The following is an 18230-nucleotide window of genomic DNA, read 5'->3' on the forward strand; positions in this document are numbered from 1 at the left end:
NGATCACCACCTTCTTGGCGCGGCCAAGCATGTTCAGCGTGACATTCTCCAGCTTGATGCCGACGTCCTCGGAGATGACGGTACCGCCGGTCAGGATGGCRATRTCTTCCAGCATGGCCTTGCGGCGATCGCCGAAGCCCGGCGCCTTGACGGCCGCGATCTTCAGACCACCGCGCAGCTTGTTGACAACAAGCGTCGCCAGCGCCTCGCCTTCGACGTCTTCCGCAATGATCAGAAGCGGCTTGCTCGACTGAACAACCGCTTCGAGGACCGGCAGCAGGGACTGCAGGTTCGACAGCTTCTTCTCGTGGATGAGAATATAGGGYTCCTCGAGTTCGACCCGCATCTTGTCCTGATTGGTGACGAAGTAGGGCGAGAGATAACCGCGATCGAACTGCATGCCTTCGACGACTTCCAGCTCGGTCTGATCACCACCTTCTTGGCGCGGCCAAGCATGTTCAGCGTGACATTCTCCAGCTTGATGCCGACGTCCTCGGAGATGACGGTACCGCCGGTCAGGATGGCRATRTCTTCCAGCATGGCCTTGCGGCGATCGCCGAAGCCCGGCGCCTTGACGGCCGCGATCTTCAGACCACCGCGCAGCTTGTTGACAACMAGCGTCGCCAGAGCCTCGCCTTCGACATCTTCAGCGATAATGAGGAGCGGCTTGCTCGACTGAACAACCGCTTCGAGGACCGGAAGCAGGGACTGCAGGTTCGACAGCTTCTTCTCRTGGATGAGAATATAGGGYTCCTCGAGTTCGACCCGCATCTTGTCCTGATTGGTGACGAAGTAGGGCGAGAGATAACCGCGATCGAACTGCATGCCTTCGACGACTTCCAGCTCGGTNCTGTTGGGCGGGATGGTGCCGAACGCCTTTTCCGTCCTCGAGTTCGACCCGCATCTTGTCCTGATTGGTGACGAAGTAGGGCGAGAGATAACCGCGATCGAACTGCATGCCTTCGACGACTTCCAGCTCGGTCTCGGCGGTCTTTGCCTCTTCGACGGTAATCACGCCTTCATTGCCGACCTTCTCCATCGCTTCTGCCAGATACTTGCCAATCTCTTCGTCGCCATTGGCCGAGATGGTGCCGACCTGGGCGATCTCCGAATTGCTGGTGATCTTGCGGGCGTTCGCCTTCAGTTCCTTGACGACRGCMTCGACGGCGAGATCGATGCCGCGCTTCAGGTCCATGGGGTTCATGCCGGACGCGACCGCCTTGGCGCCTTCCTTGACGATCGCCTGCGCAAGAACCGTAGCAGTGGTGGTACCGTCGCCGGCGAGATCGTTGGTCTTCGAYGCCACTTCGCGCAGCATCTGGGCGCCCATGTTCTCGAACTTGTCTTCCAGTTCGATTTCCTTGGCGACCGAAACACCGTCCTTGGTAATGCGCGGCGCGCCGTAGGATTTGTCGATCACGACGTTGCGGCCCTTCGGACCGAGCGTTACTTTCACCGCGTTGGCGAGAACATCGACCCCACGCAGCATGCGTTCGCGGGCATCGGTGTTGAATTTGACTTCTTTCGCAGCCATGTGTTCACTCCTTCAATAGGCAGCTTTTGACTGATGGGCRGCAGTGCGTGATTACGCAGCCTGCTTCTGCTCGGCCCGGGCTTCGATGATACCCAGGACATCGCCTTCCTTCATGATCAGCAGGTCTTCGCCGTTGATCTTGATTTCGGTGCCGGACCATTTGCCAAACAGAATACGGTCGCCAGCCTTGACGTCGAGCGCCTGGATCTGGCCGGCCTCGYTGCGTGCACCAGGGCCGACGGCRACGACTTCGCCTTCCTGCGGCTTTTCCTTGGCCGTGTCAGGGATGATGATGCCGCCTTTGGTCTTTTCTTCGGATTCGACCCGGCGGACAAGAATGCGATCATGAAGCGGTCGGAACGACATGTTTTCCTCCATTGGACAAAAAAGATGACGCAAGATCCCCTGCCGGACCGGGTGACCAATCCGGACGGGTGCGAACCTCACTCGAGCGTTCGCGGGCAAAATTTATTTTCGGGATTTTTCGATTTCAAGAGGGAGAACCAGAAAAATCAGCACTCTGCSGGGACGGCTGCTAACACACTGGAAAGGAACGGTAATATGAAATTTGCGGTATTTGGTAGGTTGATGATGGCGCACASCTGCGCCATTATTCTCCTGTCRCGAAACGGAGATGAAGCATGAACTTTTCATCTGATCTCGAGCGCCAGCTTAATGGGTACGGACTTACTACCGCGCATATTCTTTATCGCATTCCGGATTTCGAATCCGTCCTGCAGACCTATGTCTGGCAGGACTACGATCTGGCGCCYGAATTCCCTGAGATGCGAAAATTCCTCGATTTCTGGCAAACAAACCTCGACGGGCCGCTGCACTCGGTTCGTTACAGCCACCAGCGCTTGATCGGCCCTAACGAATGGCGGCGCRTCGACGGTGAATTCAAGCTGCATTGAAACTTGAAATCGATTTTCTCACTTCCTAGCTCACCCGACGATCGGGGCTTGATGAGCCCGATCGCTTTCCACGTCTGTTCGGAGTGAGACCACATGGAAGAAAATATCAATAGCATCAGAAGCGCCAGCATCCCGGAAAGGGAGGAGATTATCGTCRATTTTGCGCGCTGGCTCGAGACTGCCTCGCAGGATGCGCTTGTCTACGGTGAGGGCCGTTTTGCTGTGATGTCGGCTAATGTAGCGCAAGCGATCCGCTTGAACGCCGACGAACTTGCGCGCGACAATCCTGAGACGACCGAGCGGGTTCTGCAGCAAGCGTGCGCGATGCTTTCCGATCATCTTGCGCGTCAGCCAGTGGAAGCAGCAGGATTATGCCGTCAAGCNCCCGGAAAGGGAGGAGATTATCGTCGATTTTGCGCGCTGGCTCGAGACTGCCTCGCAGGATGCGCTTGTCTACGGTGAGGGCCGTTTTGCTGTGATGTCGGCTAATGTAGCGCAAGCGATCCGCTTGAACGCCGACGAACTTGCGCGCGACAATCCTGAGACGACCGAGCGGGTTCTGCACCAAGCGTGCGCGATGCTTGCGCAGTTCAAGACGGCATACCCACACCGCGTTCTTAGTCGATCAGTTCATTGACCCGGCCCATCACGCACGCGCCAGCGTGCGACGCAGCCTGTCATTGATGTTTTGGGAAACCCCAATATAACAGCATGGCATCTTTCGATGATGATGATGCGTAGGTTCTTCGGGATCTGCCAATGCTTTTGGGAAAGATGCGATATGCCGAGACGGAAAGCGACTGCAGTTGTCAGCACCGGAATAACAGGACTGGACGAGATCCTGCGCGGCGGCCTACCGGCATCGAACCTCTATATGCTTCAGGGCGCGCCGGGATCTGGCAAGACCACGGCGGCACTCCAGTTTCTCCGCGCCGGCGTGGACGCGGGCGAAAGCTGTATTTACGTGACGCTGTCGCAGACGGCGGCAGAACTCGAAGCTATCGCGGTTTCGCACGGGTGGACGCTCGATGGCATTCGTATCGAAGAGTTGACCACCTCCGGGTCGGTCAGCGAGGCGGACGACCAAAGCATCTTCCTGACGGCTGATCTTCGTCTGGATGAAACCAGAAAGGCAATAGAAGCTGCAATCGAAGAACACCAACCACGTCGCCTGGTCTATGACTCGCTTCTGGAAATCCGGCTGATCACCGGCGACTCCCCGCGCTTCCGGCGGGAATTGATCGGTTTCAAATCGTTTCTGGCCGAGCGCAACGTTGTCGCCCTTCTGCTTGATACCCAGACGCTGGGCTATGACCGCAGCGGGGAAGAAGTGGAAGGGCTGGCCCACGGGGTCATCCGTCTGGACAAGTCGCTGGAGGAATATGGCGGTGTGCGCCGTCGCGTCGAGATTTCCAAGATGCGCGGTGTCCCGGTTGCCGACGGCTATCACGACATGGCGATCCGGGAAGGCGAGGGCGTTGTCGTTTTCCCAAGGATCATGCCCAATACCGCACCGGAAACGACCAAGCCGCAACTGATCAAGTCGGGTGTGGCAGCGCTGGACGATATGTTCGGTGGCGGCCAGGAAGCCGGAACCACGACCCTGGTCATCGGCCAGTCGGGTACCGGCAAGTCGACCATGTCATCGCTTTATGCGACCGCGGCGCTCGAGCGTGGCGAAAACGTCGCGCTGTTCCTGTTCGAAGAGCGGCTTGAGACATTCTTCCGGCGCTCCGAAGGTCTGGGGATGCAGCTGCGTCAATTCCATAAGGACGGCAAGCTCATCCTGCGCGATTTCAATCCGAACGAAATTTCCCCCGGTGAATTCGGTCAGATCGTCCAGGACGCCGTGACCAAGAACAAGGTCCGCGTGGTCGTTATCGACAGCTTGACCGGCTATCTCAACTCGTTGCCCCACCGCGAAAAGGCGGTCCGCGATATCCAGTCGCTGCTGAAATTCCTCGCCCGCTCCGGCGTGTTGACCATGTTGATCGTCGCCCAGCACGGGTTGCTTGGCCAAAATGTCGGCATCGACGTCGATGTCAGCTTTCTGGGCGATACGGTCCTGCTGCTGCGGATCGTCGAGCACGAGGGGCGATTGCGCCGGAATATCACTGTTGTAAAAAAACGACACGGTCCGCACGATCTCAATGTCCAGGAACTGCTGATCGAAAGCGGCAGCGTCAGCGTTGTTTCCTACAATCCCCTTCCTGACCCGAAATGAATGACGCGGGAGGCGAAAGCGAGCTCGATTGGGTCCTTGTCCTTGCTCCGTTTCGCAAGGATGCAGACTACATCGCTGCGTTTTTGCGTGAGCAGGATATAGCAGTCAACCACAGCCTGATCGGCGACGATCTGGCCAATCACCTGTCACTGTCTCCCGGCGTCATTGTCATTACCCACGAAGCGTTGAGCGCGTCGATCATTGCCGCGATCGGTGAGCATCTCGCCGCCCAGCCGGATTGGTCGGAAGTTCCGATCTTGGTGCTCCTCGAGCGGGCGGCACCGCTTGATCGAATTCGCGAGCATCTACATCGGTCATGGCCCGGCGCGCGTCTCCTGTTCCACACGCGCCCGATCGCCCGGCTGGAACTGGTCAACAGCATCCAGACCAATCTTCTGGTGCGGCTGCGCCAGAAACAGGTGCGCGACGCCATCGAGCGCGAGGTCGAGCTGCGACTGGAGCTTAATCATCGCATCAAGAATATCCTTGCGAGCGTGACCTCGATCTTTCAGATGACGCGGCGCGGCGCCTCAACGGTCGACGAACTCGCTGAAGATTTTACCAGCCGGCTGCACGCCTTGTCCAATGTGCATACGGTGGTATTCGAGGCTGGTGGAGAAGAGGCTTCTCTCTCTTCGGTGATTGCGGTTACGGTTGCGCCATATAACAGCGATGGCCTCAGTCGTATCAAAGCGCAAGGGCCCGACGTTTTCGTCAGTCGGACTACTGCCACGACAATTGCTCTGTGTCTTCACGAATTGACGACGAACGCCATCAAGTACGGCGCACTGTCGCAAAAAGACGGCAGTGTAGACGTTGCCTGGTCCATCTCGGAGCATAATCCGCCGACGCTATCCCTGGGCTGGGTCGAATCGGGTGGTCCCCCTGTGACGGAACCGACGCGGCAGGGTTACGGCACCAAATATGTCCGCTCTGCGCTCGGAGCCCTGTTCGGATCCAAGCCCGAGATAGTGTTCGAGCGGCAGGGTCTGCGGTGCCATGTGGTTGGACCACTGGAACGACTTAAGTAAATGCGTTTCCTTGACACTGACCCGGATGACCGAGTCCGCTGCGACCAGTCCCAGTAAGCCGTCGAAAACCTGCTGAAGATCGAGGATCAATTTTCCGACCGGCACGTTACCTGTCCTTGTCGGATGTCTACGGTCCGCAACAGTCGCGATGGAGCTTTGGGGATGGGCTACAACGGTATCACGGTTCTTGTCGTCGAGGACGAAATCCTTCTTCGGATGGATATCGGGCAGTCACTGGAAGAGGAGGGATTCAGGGTATTCGAGGCTGCCAATGCAGACGATGCGATCGCCATTCTCACCGCGCAGTCAAAGATCCACTTGATGTTCACGCAATCGTCGGTCACACCCCCAGCGGCCTTCAGCCGCCATCCCTAGGATGGCGGTCCTTCTTTTACCCACCGCCCCAGGATCTCATAGTATTTTTGAAGCCAAAGCCGCCAGGACGCCCACCCAGGCAATAGTCAAGAAACCGATACGGACGATAAATATCTAGGCTTTAAAGGGCAGTTCCCCTCGCACGGATGTGAAAGGAACGCGGAAGTTCGCAAGAAGATTCGAAAATAAGCGAGAGGTAATCTTACATCGTAACCAATCCCCACGTCCCAGGATCGCAATTCAATTGCTGGTATGAGGCGAGAGGCGTATGGTCCTACTCAGCCGGAGGGAAATCCGAGCCCGCATCTGGTTAGAGGCCCGAAGAGCACACCTCAGTTGGGCCTCGCTAAGGTTCCCAATGAGCACAAAAAGCCCTGATCCGTCACCGAAACAGATCAGGGCTTGCGTCGTCCAAATATCGCCTGCGAGGCGAGCCTCCAAAACGCGCGCAAATCGGCATGTCTTTAAATAGAAGTGGAGTCGATTCTGTTTTGTGGCATGTTCGGCTCGCCCGAATGAAAGCGGGCTATCGAACAAACTCACGCCCCTGTCGCTCCCCGGCAGGGGCTTTTTTGCTGCCCCAGCGCCCCAGTATCACTCCAGCAATTTAATGCGACGTGTGCAGCCCCAGGCCGAACCATACGACGGACTCAATGGCGTTGGCTGCGGCGCAGGCGAATTGTCGTTGGCTGTATTTCGCGGCTCTGTCTGCATGTAAGCGTAGATAGCGCGACACACTGCTAAGGCAACCCCGCGCCCCAACCTCATAGGCCTGTTTTAATTCTGATCAGCAGAACTTTTGCCTTCTTGGCCTCACGGTACATTCCGTAACGTAGGGCAAAGACGACAATGAAGATAAAGAAAAACAAAAACGCACTGATAGGCCAAAAACCCTTTGAAAGAAGACCACGGCTTTGAATATCCAGTGCGTGCAGGACGACCAATAAGGGTGAGACGCCGACGGCTGCGATCAGAAACTTATCCTTCACAGTCGTGTATTTCCAGAAAACGTGGAGTGCGTTCATTTGGGATTGCCCTTGTTGATGGCTCGTATTGTGCATAGAGGAAAAGGGTTGCTGAACGCTAATACCCCCTACTTCATCTGTGGGCCGTTTATAATTTGACCGATAGCCCGAAAATCACTCCGACTGCCTCGCAGAACCATGTGGGGCAGGCGTTTGCGAATTTAATCGGGTTTTGATCGTGGCCGATTATTCGCGGCTGGAGAGCTTGTCAAGCATCTCACTGACGGTCACGCTTGCTGCCTGATCTGGCAACGGCGTCTGCTTTAATCAGCCCCGCCATCCACCTTCACCCACGTCACCGACCAGTCAAAGCCATCCTCAACATCGACATGCCGAAACTTGCCGCTGTCAGCGACCCCGCCATTATCGTTGACGGTGATGTCTTGCGGGTAGCGCAAGCCCGGCAGATCAAGCATGCGCAACACGCCATGCAGCTCGTCGATGTTGGTCACCCGCTTGATCGGCTGGCGGTTTGGCACTTGGATCGTCCAAGCGTAGAGCGCCACAGCGCTAGCTTTGCTCGGCCACGGCCGGAATGCTTGCTCGGTCGATAGTGTTGGGCTTGTAATAAGCATTGTGGATCAGCAGCAGCGCGACGGCAAAGAAGCCGGCGATCATGAGGAAGAGGACGCTTCTCGGTGTCATGGCTTTTGCTTCCCTTGAATGGACGCTTTGACAAGGCCTTCTGCGGCCGGAAATTCTCCGAAGTCGTTTGCATCGCCGCTGTCACCGTCTAGGTCATCTTGCGTGTCCGAATTCACGTTGACAGACGCGAAGACCGTTCCCTTTCCGTCGGTGATGTCGATGCCTCGAAGGTGTAGCCCACGTCCTGAAGCCATCTCGTCGGATACCATATCGACCAGGCCCGCTTCGGCATCTTTCCGTGCGTCTTCCAGGCTTGGAAACGTGATGCCCTCTGGATCCTGCTCTACGCCTTCAGTTGTTCGCATGTGGAAAAAGTAGTAAGGCATGCAAGATCCCTTCGGAGGAAAAGGACCCTGCCGAGGCAGGGCCAGTTGCCTGATGTGCTGGATGGGGAGGCACGGACGTGCCGTTTCCAGCGCGACTCAACGAAGCTTGCAGGGCTTTGTTCCGACTCTCCTTATATGCAGCGTTCGCCATCGGTGCGGCGCGACCCTAAGCCGCTCGGAGGATCATGTCGGCCGGGCCGGACGCGGCTTCAACACCCGCAAGTTCGAATCCCAAACTCGGACGGAACCAACACGACTGTTCATCCATATGTGACGCTGGGAACTGCTCGTCGGCGTCCGTCGTGGTAGAGTAGGTATGTCGAAATGGAGGAGCCGAACATGGCAGAGCACTCGGCCACGATCGTTTATGACGTTGTTGCGAAGGCGGTTTTGATCGAATACCGCGACAAAGTGGCGACGTTAGACGGTCCCTGACTAAGCCCGCAACACGCAAAGGCCGCAGCCGAGGATTACTGCCGTATCAGGGGCTGGCCTTTACCCTAGAACCTTGGCGCGCATCTCGTTCACGCTGCAGCCGCGCCGCCCGTAGCGCCTCGGTCTTCTTATCTGCGGCCACACGAGCGTTTTCGCTTGCACTTCCGAATTCCTTGGGAGTTTCAAACTTCCCACGTGGGGATTCCCCCGTGGCCGGCGCGTCGTTGTTTCCGGATCGGTCATGCCCGAGCCTCCATCTCCAGATGGAAGACGCGAAGTTCCAACGTCTGCTTTACAGAGCCAACAAGTTCGCCGTCGACGAAGGGTTTACGAACCCAAGCCGTGGCGTGAAAATCCGGTGGCAGAGGGAGCCATACTCGAAATGTACTCACCATAAAATCAATCGTCGCAAGCAAGGCGACGAAACTGCGGGATGGTGGCGGACTATATCTAATGTCTAAGGGCAACGGCCGCTATTGGATCCTCAACTATACATTAGCAGGCAAACGCCGGGAGATGGGGCTCGGCCGATTGCACACGGTTGGACTGGCAGATGCGCGCGATCGGGCAGAAGAAGCTCGGAAGCAAATTCGCCAGGGCGTGACCCTGTTGTAGCGAAGGAGCTAAAAGCCGAAGCCTGCCGCCATGACATTCGGTACTTATGTGGATTCTTACATGACGCCGCCGTCAAGGCGGGGCAGATGGCGCGGTGCGAAGACTGAGGCAAGGTAGCGTAACCTCGTTGAGAACCACGCGAGGCAGATCAGGTCGAAGGCGTTGGCCGATATTGGCAATACCGACATCGTCAATTTGCTCCGGCCGATCTGGGGTGAAAAACAGGAAACCGCTAGTGTTAGGCCCATGCAGGAGATTGACTTCGTTCAGCCCGGGATCGGGGAGGTTGGACGCGACATGCACGGCCTTTTCGCGTATCTCGAAGCCGGCAACGATCTCCGCGATTGCTTCAGCGCCGAGCCCAGCATTGGCGGACGGACAATATCAACGGCACCGGAAAAGCGTTCGCAAATACCATTACCGGAAACGCCGGCAACAACACCATGGATGGCGGCGGCGGAAATGACACACTCGTCGGCGGTTTCGGGGACGATAGATACATGCTCGCCGGTGGAAACGATGCTGTCACCGAGAGTGGCGGCATGGACACGATCTATTCGACGATCAGCCGTTCGCTGTAAGAGTCAATAATTATGTCATTGCCGTCGCCGGCATCAATAATGCTATCGCGAGCGCCGTCGTCGATTATGCCGTCGCCTGCGCCTCCATCCATCAGATTTACGCCCGTAAGCGTATTGTTCCCGCCCCGCCCATAAAGCGCAATCAGCTTGTATAAAGACGAGAAATCGTTCGCGTTTATGTCGTCAGCGTTGGCGGTACCGTTAACAACCTTATCGTATGCCATTTCAACCCCAGATTAGTGAGCAATGCATCTCGCGACTTACGCGCAAACTGGCTAAGATGTTTATTTGAGTCAGCACCAAATGGAAGTCGGATGAGGACGTAAAAAAGCCCGCCGGACTGACGAGCACGGCGGACAAAGTGTGTGAGATCAGGTGGCCGGTGTTCATCGGCGCGGATGCTAGAACGGAAGGAAGTCATCGTCGTAGTCTTCATGCGCGAAGTAATCGAGCGCTCACTGGCCGCCTGACGAATCGAAGTCAGTGTGCTCTCCGTCGGAGCCAGCGAGAAGCTGCCCGATCACTTGATACGCTTGGCCAACTTTGGCCTCTAACTCGGCAATGCGTTCTGCGCCAGTCGTGGTGGGATCCTCGTGTTGCTACAAGACTGCCCGGACCTTTTGTGAACGCCAACAAAAAGCCCGCCCGTTGGAGAAAACGCGCGGATTTGGAGATTTATCTAAATTGACGGAACCAAACGACTGCGCATCCGTATGTGTCCTTGGGAACGGCATGCGATGTTCGCCTGCGATACTTTAGTTCTGATTAATCCGGGGGAACCAACGCATGGCAGAGAACTCAGCCACGATCATTTATGATGTGGTGTCGAAGGCGGTGCTCATTGAGTACCGCGATAAGGTCATGACGCTCGCCGGGCCTTGGCCCAGTCAGGCGCTGGCGAGGGCTGCCGCCGAGGACTATTGCCGTATCAGAGGCTGGCCTTTGCCGTAGAATTTCGGCGAGCATCTTGCTCACGCTCGCCGGGCCGCACGCAGCGCTTCCGTCTTTTTCTTATCCGCCGCCACCCGAGCATCCTCGCTAACGGTTGTAAAAAACTTTGCAGCTTCGACATCGCCGCGGGGGGATGCGCTACGGCGACGGCGCGTTTTGCTTTCGACCTCTGTCACGCTCTTTCCTCCATCTGCAGGTGAAATTCGCGCATTTCGATAGCAAAGCGCACCGCGTCCAGCAGATCACAGTCACGGAAAGGCTTGCGGATCCACGCAGTGACGTTGAAATTGTCTGGAAGGTCCGATGGCTCTCCGCCCGAACAAAAAATCACGGGAATGCCACGCTCCTGCAAGACAACTGCAATGGCCAACCCGTCGCCGTCACGAAAGCTGAAGTCGAGCACCGCAGTAGCGGGGCTATTGCTCTCGAGCCATCTCAAAGCGTCATTTCGTGATGAGCGAACTTCGACTGCCATACCGGCCGCTTTTAAAACTTCATCGATATCCATCGCAATGAACGGCTCATCCTCAACGACGAGGACGGTTCGGACACGGTCTGCAGTGGGCTCGATGTCAGGGGGAGTGGGATCTGTAATATCAAGTAGAGACATAGCTCTGCTCCATCAAAGTTGGGCAAGAGCAAATTGGTCTCTCAAACAGTCGCAGCCGAGGAAAAGGATAGGTGCAGTGGGACTGGTGGCTATATTATACGCCTCTCCGGAGGGAATGGCATTAAACAATATCAATAGATGGAGCATTGGTGGATCGATCGACCGTTGCGATAGCGCCGTGACGGAACAATGACTGGATATCGCGGTTCGGCTCTCACAACGAAGGAGACGACCATGACCAACCGCGAACACCTGATCCGAGAACGGGCCTACTCACTCTGGGAAACGGAGGGCAGCCCGAGTGGAAAGCACGAAGACCACTGGCAACAAGCAGAAAGGGAGATCGACGGCGGCAATTCTGGCTTGGCGGCGTCTGATGCGCCCAGCCCGCCAGAAATGGACCTGGAGCCGATCCCGTTGCCGTTTGCGGCGGGAACAGACGATCAGGACGTGCCGCCTGCAAGAACCGGCCAGTCCGAGAACAGTAAAGACCCTGTGGAGAGCGGTGGGGCGGATAATCCCGTACATCATACGGGCGAGCAGCCGCTAAGTCCGCTTTCGAAGTAATCAATGAAAAAGCCCGCTCTCCGGTGGCGCGGAAAGCGGGCCGACAAGAGCCAAATCCTGCCGTCGCAAGTTAACGCCTGCTTAACCATGTTGGCAGAAGATCATCTCAACGCAGCCGACCATCTCCTCTGACTGCGTCGATTCGTGGCGATCTCCTCCCAGCTGCGGTGATTAATCGACGGCCCACCAGGCGCTAGGGTGGGCCGTTTTTTTATGAGTTGTTCTTTGAGCTAGGTTAAAACGGGGAGGCACAGGATGTTTCCGCGCACCCCATGACTCCCCGTTCGGCGGCTCCCTGCCGATCTGCAAATGCTAGAGCCTCTGAATTCGGCTCGCATTGTAAAAATTTAAACGGCGCGAGGACTTCCGCCTCAGACAATCAGGCCGCTTGATTTCCGTAAAAACCAATGGCACATTTCCAGCGGATTTTTGATCCCCGAACACGCATGTCACGCTCCCGCCGCAACCTTTTGGTCGCGGCGTTTTTTTGCGATACGGGTAATTACACACTATCTCCTTTTTTCTCCGCCTCTAGGCGAAGCTTGCGAAGCGCTTCGGATTTTCGCTGTTGCGCTGCCATCCTTTCGGTTTCATAATCAGTGCTCGCCGATTTTGATTTCTCAAAGTTGCCCCGCGGTGACGCGCCGCGCGGACGCCGAGTCGGTTTCTCGGTCATATGGCGCTCCATCTATTTTATAGTGAGGGAGTTTAAGCGCTCATGCGGCCAGACGGACTGGATCCAGTGCGCTGCCATGCTGCGGCAACAGCCTGAACCGGCAAGCCCGCTTCCAGGCAAGCAGCAACAAATGCTTCACGGGCGATCGCAACCGGCGTTCGCCTCGCAAGGGCGGCGCGACATTTTTCGCATGCACGCTGATAGCGCTCCCCGTGGCGAAGCGGCCACTCATTCTCGAGAAAATCGACGGTGTCGTTCAAGCTTTCGAATGCGCGCGTCAGGCCGTTCGGAAACGCCACCTTGAGGGGCACGGAAAAATACACGTCAGCAAGCATAGCATTCCTCCTTTTCACGATGTTAGGATGATTTTGATATTGGTTTCGGTTGGTCCGATTCAAGGTCCGCTGACGAATTTTTAGGCACAAAAAGCCCGCTTGCCGGAGAAGACAAGCGGGCAAATAGCGCTGCGTGGTTCGCGCGCTGGAACATGGTGGGGTGGGTGGCGTTAGTTTGCCGTCTTTCCGACTGCGGTAGGGGCGGCATCGCGTTCGCCGCGCTTGCCGTGAACCTAGTCACGTTCGATCGGGAGTCGTGTCCCGGGCATCCGAATTCGACGAACCGCCTGCTGTTCGTCAGCTATGGCGCCTTGCTGGGTTTCGACGCGATCAGCCTTGTGCCCGAGCTGGTGACCCAGCCGCTGCAGGTGATCGTCGGCGGGCACCGGGGTCCGACCGGACAGTAGGAGGCGGGGAGGCGTCTGTTCGACCTTTCGACGTCGAGGGCGAAGTACTTCTTCGAAGTCGAAGGCGCGGGACACTACGACAGGTACTACAAGCCGGAATATGTCGGCCCGGCGGTCGCACGGCTGGCCGAGTTCTTTTCAGAATATCTCGCGCCGGAGGATTCGGCGGGCTGCTAGGACGAGCCGGAGTCGTAGCACTCGATCAGCATCTCTGTCAGCACACGCACCTTCCGAACAAAACTTCACATCGTCCCTAGGCCATCGTAGGCATCTCCTCCTTTGCCAGCGAACTGGTTAGACGCGCTCTCGACGACCAAGCTTGGTGAGAAACGACGCCGCACTTTTGCGATAGGACTGCCGCTTGTCTTCATCCATCCGCCTCCAAGTAGAATAGACTTGAGCGAGACGATGATTCTTGGATAGGATCGCGGTATTTCGATCTATAAAATCCCAGTACAGGGCATTGAATGGACATGCGTCTTCGCCGGTTTTCTTAGAGACATCATATCGGCAGCCGTCGCAGTAGTCAGACATCCGGGAGATGTAGGCGCCACTTGCCGCATAGGGTTTGGATGCCATAAAACCCCCGTCCGCAAACTGGCTCATGCCAATGACATTAGGTAGCTCCACCCATTCAAATGCGTCCGCGTAGACAGAAAGATACCACTCATGCACTGCATGGGGATCAAGCCCGGCGAGCATCGAAAAGTTTCCAACAACCATTAGACGTTGGATATGGTGAGCATAGGCGTAGTCGATCGTCTGGGTAATCACCTGCGAAACGCAGGCCATATTGGTATCTCCGCTCCAGAAAAAACCGGGAAGCGGTCTGTCCGCTTTGAACACGTTGCTATGTTCGTATCCCGGCATTTTCAACCAGTAGATGCCGCGGATGTACTCGCGCCACCCAATGATTTGTCGGATGAAACCCTCGACGGCGTTGAGCGGCGCTTCGCCCTCGATGTAGGCTCGTTCCGCCTGATGGCAGAGCGCCAAGGGATCAAGAAGGCCGATGTTGATGTAGAACGATAAAAGCGCGTGATTGAGAAACGGATCCTCGCTCAACATCGCGTCCTGCGTTTCACCGAAATTTGGTAGAAACTCTTTTACAAACGTCCGAGCTGCCTCTTCCGCATCAGCGCGTGTCACCGCAAATGAGAAATTTGCTGTCGAGCCGATGTTCTTCGGAAACGTCCGTTCGACAAGATTCAAAACATCTCTGGTCGTTTTGTCCGGATCAAACTTAGCATGCTTTGGGCGAAACAGGTCAGGCTTTGCGGGCTTGCGGTTTTCCGCGTCAAAGTTCCAGCGGCCACCTTCCGGGTTGTTGCCATTCATCAGGAGGCCAGTTCGCCGCCGCATATCCCTGTAAAAATATTCCATCGTCAGGGATCGACGTCCACGCGCCCAATCTTGAAATTCAAACTTCGAACAGAGAAAGCGGTTATCAACTCGAATTTCCACCGGAATGCCGATACCCACCTCCCATGTTCCCATCGCCTGGAGGACCCGCCACTCTGCGGCCTCGGTGACGATGACGCGCTGCGGTTTCATATCGGAGACAGCGCGTTTCAGCTCACCGGTAAAGGAACCGGAATTATCCGGGCTGTCGAGCGACATATAGTGCACATCAAAGCCTTGCTCACGAAGCTCTTCTGAAAAGTGCCGCATGGCGGAGAGAATCAGCGCGATCTTCAGCTTATGATGATGCACATAGGACGCCTCCTCCATGACTTCGCACATCAAAATAACGTCTTGCGCGGGATCGGCGCCATCGAGGCTGGAGAGCGACTGTGAAAGCTGATCGCCAAGGACAAAGATGAGATTACGAGCCCGTTTCAACGAGAACTCCCATCGGCGTTGGAGTAAGTCTTGGTCAATAGCGAAACACCCGTGATCCGAGCTACCAAACGATGGGGCTGCCGTCGTATGCGAAGAAACCACCAGTCTCGGCAGGCTGAAGCGCGTCAAGCACCCGTAGAATGGCTTGCCCGGCGTCGTCAGGCGTCGACCTTTTGTGCTTTGAGGAGAATGGATCCGACAGGGAGGTGGCAACGCTGCCTGGATGCATGGCGACGACCACCGATGCAGGGTTTACCCTGGACACCTCGATTGCCGCTGTATGGACGATCTGGTTCAGCGCAGCCTTGGAAGATCGATAAGAGATCCATCCACCAAGTTGATTATCGCCGATCGATCCGACGCGCGCTGAAAGCAGCGCAAAGATGACCCGTGTCCTCCTGGCAAGCAGGGGTACAAAGTGTTTCAGGATCAATGCTGGTCCAACTGCATTAACGGCAAACTGGTTCATCATAACGTTTTGCGAGATCTGGCGTATCGACTTTTCTGGTCCAACACCATCTATGGTCAGCGCGCCGGTCGCGCAGAAAATCAGATCGAACGACGTTGATTGAAATCTATCGGCCGCGCGACGAACGGTTTCTTCGTCGGTGATGTCGAGCCCGTTCTCACGGCGCGAAAGCTGAACTATTTTTGAGCAGTTAAGATCGGTTGCCAAGCAACTGGAAATCGCTTGGCCAATACCCCCGCTTGCCCCGATCACCAGGGCCGAGTATCCCGGATCCAACGAGGTCATGAGTGTACCCGCCATGAGATGCTCCCCTAACGTTTGGAAGTAGTCTTGCAACAATCAGCCCCGCGCCAGCATCATAAAGCGCGACTGATCCTGAGCAGAAGCCTTAAACGTGCCGGTAAACGTGGTTGTTATTGTTTTGGCACCCTGCTTTCGAATGCCGCGCATCGCCATGCACATGTGCTCTGCTTCAATCATGACAGCAACGCCTTTCGGGCGAAGGCTTTCGTCGAGAGCTCTCGCAATCTGCGACGTCATCGTTTCCTGTGTTTGAAGCCGGCGGGCATAAAGCTCAACCAGTCGTGCCATCTTAGAAAGTCCAAGCACGCCGGCTTCCGGGACGTAGGCGATATGGGCAGCACCATGAAATGGCACCATGTGATGCTCGCAATGCGAATGGAACTCGATATCCTTGACAATCACCATATCGTTATAGCCGGCGACGTCGGAAAAAGTCCGCACCAGAATGTCCTCCGGGACCGCATTGTAACCAGAAAAAAGCTCACGATACGCTTTGGCGACGCGCCTTGGCGTATCCAGCAGGCCCTCGCGTGAAGGATCGTCGCCGGCCCACCGGATCAAAGTCCGCACGGCGGCTTCGGCCTCCTCTTGGTTCGGAACGTCTGGGGCCTCAAAAAAATCTCTATCCGTCGCGATTGCGTCCATCTGGAATTTCCTTTGCTCTTCAGTCAGGCTGATACGCTGATCGTTTGGCTCGGATCAAAACTGCGGCGTGGAGGAGTGGAAATGGGCGTTCTGCTCAACGGTGCCGTAACCGCAGCGTTGTGGCTAAACAAAGACTGATGATGCGGCGCGTGAGCTTAAGATGCCGCTCGATCACCTATTCCTGACGCCGGCGTATCGAAGCGCGACGAAGGTTGTAAGGCTCGCCACCGCGAACGCGTTGAGATTGAGAAGAATCGCCAAGTCGCTCTCGTTCCAGACATGCAACGGCGCGCCGATGAATGTTCGCGAGAACATGAAAACGATGAAGACGATGGCAGCCATACCCCGCTGCCACCAAAGTTCCTTCGCACGAAACGACATCGCCGCCAACATCAAGCAGGCTGCGAAAAACAATTCTGTCCCGGAGCTTGGCCCAAAAAGCTTCGTTTCGAACCACGTGTCGAGTGTTCCGACCAATGGTAGCGCAACTCTTGCCGCCAAAGACGAACGCTTTGCAAGAAACGGAATGGTCAGGAAAAACGGAACCGCTGCGAGCGTCCAAAGTGACGCCAACACTCCATGACCGATAAGATACCAAACATAGAGTGGGTAAAAAGGCTTGTTCAGGATAATCACCCAAGCAACTGTGACAGTCGCCTGGGTCAGGGGATCTCTTCGAGTGTCACCCAGATTCATGCGCTTGGAGCCATCAGATAGTGCCCGACACCAAAGACATCGCCGCTCTCAAGACCGAGTAGCCCGCAGTCGACAGGAATAGGCGCCGCCAGCGTCGTTGCGAGGGGGCCGCCTCTGCACCCTCCAGCAGATCCAAAGCCGCAAGCGAAATGCCATCCCATTACTGCACGTCCAGCGGCGTTGATTGCAAACGCCAAGGTTTTCATCGAACCTCTCCGCCAGGAGACGGCAGGGATTTGCGCGGGCCGGGGAAAAAGGCGTTGACGCGCTTTTGCAGGGCGCGAAACGTGTCGCCGCGCGACCGCAGCATGTATTCCTCTAACGGTGGAATTCCCGATACATGCACCAGCAGCCAGTACATCATGATTGGGGCAAGAACCGACAACCAGCTCCACGCCGGCCCCGTCAGCGCAAACAGCGGAAAACAGCACCAGAATAACCACTCAAAGAAATAGTTGGGATGGCGGGAATAGCGCCAAAGGCCAACCTCGCAAATCCCGTTGCGCGCGCCCGGCGATTTTCGAAATCGTGCCAATTGGTAATCGGACAGTGTTTCGCCGCCTAGGGAAATGAAAGCTACGAAGATGGCAAGGAAATCCTGAGGTCGGGAGACACTCGCATCGTTGTCTGCCGCCAGATACACGGCCAATACGAGGACGAAGGCTGCGACCGCTTGAACCTGCAAGAAGACGAAAAGCCGCCATGCGGCACTGTCGCCCCATTCCTCAATAAACTTCGCGTAGCGCGGATCCTCCTTTGCCCCTCTTGTGCGCATCCCGATGTGGCTTGCGAGCCGCAGAGACCATAGTGCGATGACGATGAAGACGACAGAGCGACGGGTGTTGCCACCATTGGCGAAGATTATGGCGGCAACACCTCCGGCTCCCACGACCAAGGACCAGATCGTGTCGATCCAGCCGCTGAGGCCTGTCGCGCGCTGGATGGCCCAGGCGCCAGCCATCGCTCCGGAAAGAGCAATCGCGATAATACCCAACAGATAGATGTCCATTCGCTTCCCTTGCGC

The 18230-nt window shown here is 56.4% G+C and carries 24 protein-coding genes and 4 pseudogenes; 11 read left to right on the plus strand and 17 right to left on the minus strand.

Annotated elements, in window-relative coordinates:
• Position 1: 1 nt before the first annotated feature.
• From groEL (ASG68_RS32290) to ASG68_RS09575, 4 genes and pseudogenes are all read right to left on the minus strand, one after another.
• Positions 2–427, minus strand: a pseudogene (gene groEL / locus ASG68_RS32290) (chaperonin GroEL); the annotation flags it as partial.
• Positions 427–849, minus strand: a pseudogene (gene groEL / locus ASG68_RS32045) (chaperonin GroEL); the annotation flags it as partial. The pseudogenes groEL (ASG68_RS32045) and groEL (ASG68_RS32290), both read right to left, overlap by 1 nt.
• A 1-nt stretch (position 850) precedes the next feature.
• A pseudogene (locus ASG68_RS09570) lies at positions 851–1489 on the minus strand (TCP-1/cpn60 chaperonin family protein); the annotation flags it as partial.
• Between the two features lie 96 nt (positions 1490–1585).
• A complete protein-coding gene (locus ASG68_RS09575; protein WP_062609541.1) occupies positions 1586–1900 on the minus strand; it encodes a co-chaperone GroES in 315 nt (104 codons plus the stop codon).
• 275 nt (positions 1901–2175) lie between these two features.
• Here ASG68_RS09575 and ASG68_RS09585 point away from each other — a divergent pair, with 275 nt between their 5' ends.
• From ASG68_RS09585 to ASG68_RS09610, 6 genes and pseudogenes are all read left to right on the plus strand, one after another.
• A complete protein-coding gene (locus tag ASG68_RS09585; RefSeq protein ID WP_062609545.1) occupies positions 2176–2448 on the plus strand; it encodes an usg protein in 273 nt (90 codons plus the stop codon).
• A 93-nt stretch (positions 2449–2541) separates the two neighbouring features.
• Positions 2542–2831: hypothetical protein (locus ASG68_RS32295; protein WP_156384857.1), on the plus strand; the 290-nt coding region annotated here is incomplete at its 3' end.
• Between the two features lies 1 nt (position 2832).
• A pseudogene (locus ASG68_RS32300) lies at positions 2833–3085 on the plus strand (hypothetical protein); the annotation flags it as partial.
• 144 nt (positions 3086–3229) lie between these two features.
• Positions 3230–4672, plus strand: coding sequence for an ATPase domain-containing protein (locus tag ASG68_RS09600; RefSeq protein ID WP_062603668.1), 1443 nt, complete (start codon positions 3230–3232; stop codon positions 4670–4672).
• Positions 4669–5703 (plus strand): sensor histidine kinase, encoded by a 1035-nt coding sequence (locus ASG68_RS09605; protein ID WP_062603670.1) that lies wholly within the window; start codon positions 4669–4671, stop codon positions 5701–5703. Before ASG68_RS09600 ends, ASG68_RS09605 begins: the two co-directional genes overlap by 4 nt.
• 162 nt (positions 5704–5865) lie before the next feature.
• Positions 5866–6078, plus strand: a complete 213-nt coding sequence (locus ASG68_RS09610; RefSeq protein WP_062603673.1) for a response regulator — start codon at positions 5866–5868, stop codon at positions 6076–6078.
• 764 nt (positions 6079–6842) lie between these two features.
• Here the strand turns inward: ASG68_RS09610 and ASG68_RS09615 are convergent.
• The 4 genes from ASG68_RS09615 to ASG68_RS09625 all read right to left on the minus strand — a co-directional run bounded on the left by ASG68_RS09615 (position 6843) and on the right by ASG68_RS09625 (position 8074).
• Positions 6843–7103 carry a hypothetical protein gene (locus tag ASG68_RS09615; RefSeq protein ID WP_062603675.1) on the minus strand — a complete coding sequence of 87 codons (261 nt, stop codon included), beginning with the start codon at positions 7101–7103 and terminating at the stop codon, positions 6843–6845.
• Between the two features lie 263 nt (positions 7104–7366).
• A complete protein-coding gene (locus tag ASG68_RS09620) occupies positions 7367–7582 on the minus strand; it encodes a hypothetical protein (protein WP_062603677.1) in 216 nt (71 codons plus the stop codon).
• A 31-nt stretch (positions 7583–7613) separates the two neighbouring features.
• The gene (locus tag ASG68_RS32755) at positions 7614–7748 is read right to left on the minus strand and encodes a hypothetical protein (RefSeq protein WP_274534209.1); all 135 of its coding nucleotides are present in this window, start codon (positions 7746–7748) and stop codon (positions 7614–7616) included.
• Positions 7745–8074 (minus strand): DUF6894 family protein, encoded by a 330-nt coding sequence (locus ASG68_RS09625; protein WP_062603679.1) that lies wholly within the window; start codon positions 8072–8074, stop codon positions 7745–7747. The genes ASG68_RS32755 and ASG68_RS09625 overlap by 4 nt, the downstream gene beginning before the upstream one ends.
• Before the next feature lie 837 nt (positions 8075–8911).
• Here ASG68_RS09625 and ASG68_RS32995 point away from each other — a divergent pair.
• The gene (locus ASG68_RS32995; RefSeq protein ID WP_413814005.1) at positions 8912–9124 is read left to right on the plus strand and encodes an Arm DNA-binding domain-containing protein; all 213 of its coding nucleotides are present in this window, start codon (positions 8912–8914) and stop codon (positions 9122–9124) included.
• A 344-nt stretch (positions 9125–9468) separates the two neighbouring features.
• A complete protein-coding gene (locus ASG68_RS09630; RefSeq protein ID WP_062603682.1) occupies positions 9469–9705 on the plus strand; it encodes a calcium-binding protein in 237 nt (78 codons plus the stop codon).
• Here ASG68_RS09630 and ASG68_RS09635 read toward each other — a convergent pair.
• Positions 9678–9929 carry a hypothetical protein gene (locus ASG68_RS09635; protein WP_062603683.1) on the minus strand — a complete coding sequence of 84 codons (252 nt, stop codon included), beginning with the start codon at positions 9927–9929 and terminating at the stop codon, positions 9678–9680. The two genes, ASG68_RS09630 and ASG68_RS09635, sit on opposite strands and share 28 nt — an antisense overlap.
• Positions 9930–10491: 562 nt before the next feature.
• Between ASG68_RS09635 and ASG68_RS31305 the strand changes: the two genes are divergently transcribed.
• Positions 10492–10656 carry a hypothetical protein gene (locus ASG68_RS31305; RefSeq protein ID WP_156373928.1) on the plus strand — a complete coding sequence of 55 codons (165 nt, stop codon included), beginning with the start codon at positions 10492–10494 and terminating at the stop codon, positions 10654–10656.
• Positions 10657–10828: 172 nt separating this feature from the next.
• Here ASG68_RS31305 and ASG68_RS09640 read toward each other — a convergent pair whose 3' ends face one another.
• Positions 10829–11266, minus strand: a complete 438-nt coding sequence (locus ASG68_RS09640) for a response regulator (RefSeq protein WP_062578694.1) — start codon at positions 11264–11266, stop codon at positions 10829–10831.
• 234 nt (positions 11267–11500) lie between these two features.
• Between ASG68_RS09640 and ASG68_RS09645 the strand changes: the two genes are divergently transcribed.
• Positions 11501–11833 carry a DUF2934 domain-containing protein gene (locus tag ASG68_RS09645; RefSeq protein ID WP_062603685.1) on the plus strand — a complete coding sequence of 111 codons (333 nt, stop codon included), beginning with the start codon at positions 11501–11503 and terminating at the stop codon, positions 11831–11833.
• Between the two features lie 502 nt (positions 11834–12335).
• On the opposite strand, the gene ASG68_RS31310 is transcribed toward ASG68_RS09645, so the two are convergent.
• Complete coding sequence (locus ASG68_RS31310; RefSeq protein WP_156384849.1) at positions 12336–12509, minus strand: hypothetical protein; 174 nt, start codon at positions 12507–12509, stop codon at positions 12336–12338.
• A gap of 32 nt (positions 12510–12541) precedes the next feature.
• On the minus strand, positions 12542–12844 hold the full coding sequence (locus ASG68_RS09650) for a DUF982 domain-containing protein (RefSeq protein WP_062578696.1): 303 nt from the start codon (positions 12842–12844) through the stop codon (positions 12542–12544).
• Between the two features lie 164 nt (positions 12845–13008).
• On the opposite strand from ASG68_RS09650, the gene ASG68_RS31870 reads away from it, so the two are divergent.
• On the plus strand, positions 13009–13251 hold the full coding sequence (locus tag ASG68_RS31870; RefSeq protein WP_200943322.1) for a hypothetical protein: 243 nt from the start codon (positions 13009–13011) through the stop codon (positions 13249–13251).
• A gap of 294 nt (positions 13252–13545) precedes the next feature.
• Here ASG68_RS31870 and ASG68_RS09660 read toward each other — a convergent pair whose 3' ends face one another.
• From ASG68_RS09660 to ASG68_RS09680, 5 genes are all read right to left on the minus strand, one after another.
• Entirely contained in the window at positions 13546–15093 is a 1548-nt protein-coding gene (locus ASG68_RS09660) for a cryptochrome/photolyase family protein (RefSeq protein WP_062603689.1), read from the minus strand.
• A 61-nt stretch (positions 15094–15154) separates the two neighbouring features.
• Positions 15155–15862, minus strand: coding sequence for an SDR family NAD(P)-dependent oxidoreductase (locus ASG68_RS09665; RefSeq protein WP_062603691.1), 708 nt, complete (start codon positions 15860–15862; stop codon positions 15155–15157).
• 39 nt (positions 15863–15901) lie between these two features.
• Complete coding sequence (gene folE, locus ASG68_RS09670) at positions 15902–16510, minus strand: GTP cyclohydrolase I FolE (RefSeq protein ID WP_062609553.1); 609 nt, start codon at positions 16508–16510, stop codon at positions 15902–15904.
• 171 nt (positions 16511–16681) lie between these two features.
• Positions 16682–17206, minus strand: a complete 525-nt coding sequence (locus ASG68_RS09675) for a hypothetical protein (RefSeq protein ID WP_062603694.1) — start codon at positions 17204–17206, stop codon at positions 16682–16684.
• Positions 17207–17408: 202 nt separating this feature from the next.
• Entirely contained in the window at positions 17409–18215 is an 807-nt protein-coding gene (locus ASG68_RS09680; protein ID WP_112409043.1) for a DUF1295 domain-containing protein, read from the minus strand.
• Positions 18216–18230: the final 15 nt, after the last annotated feature.

Source organism: Rhizobium sp. Leaf453, assembly GCF_001425605.1.
In the GTDB taxonomy this organism is placed as follows: Bacteria; Pseudomonadota; Alphaproteobacteria; order Rhizobiales; family Rhizobiaceae; genus Pararhizobium.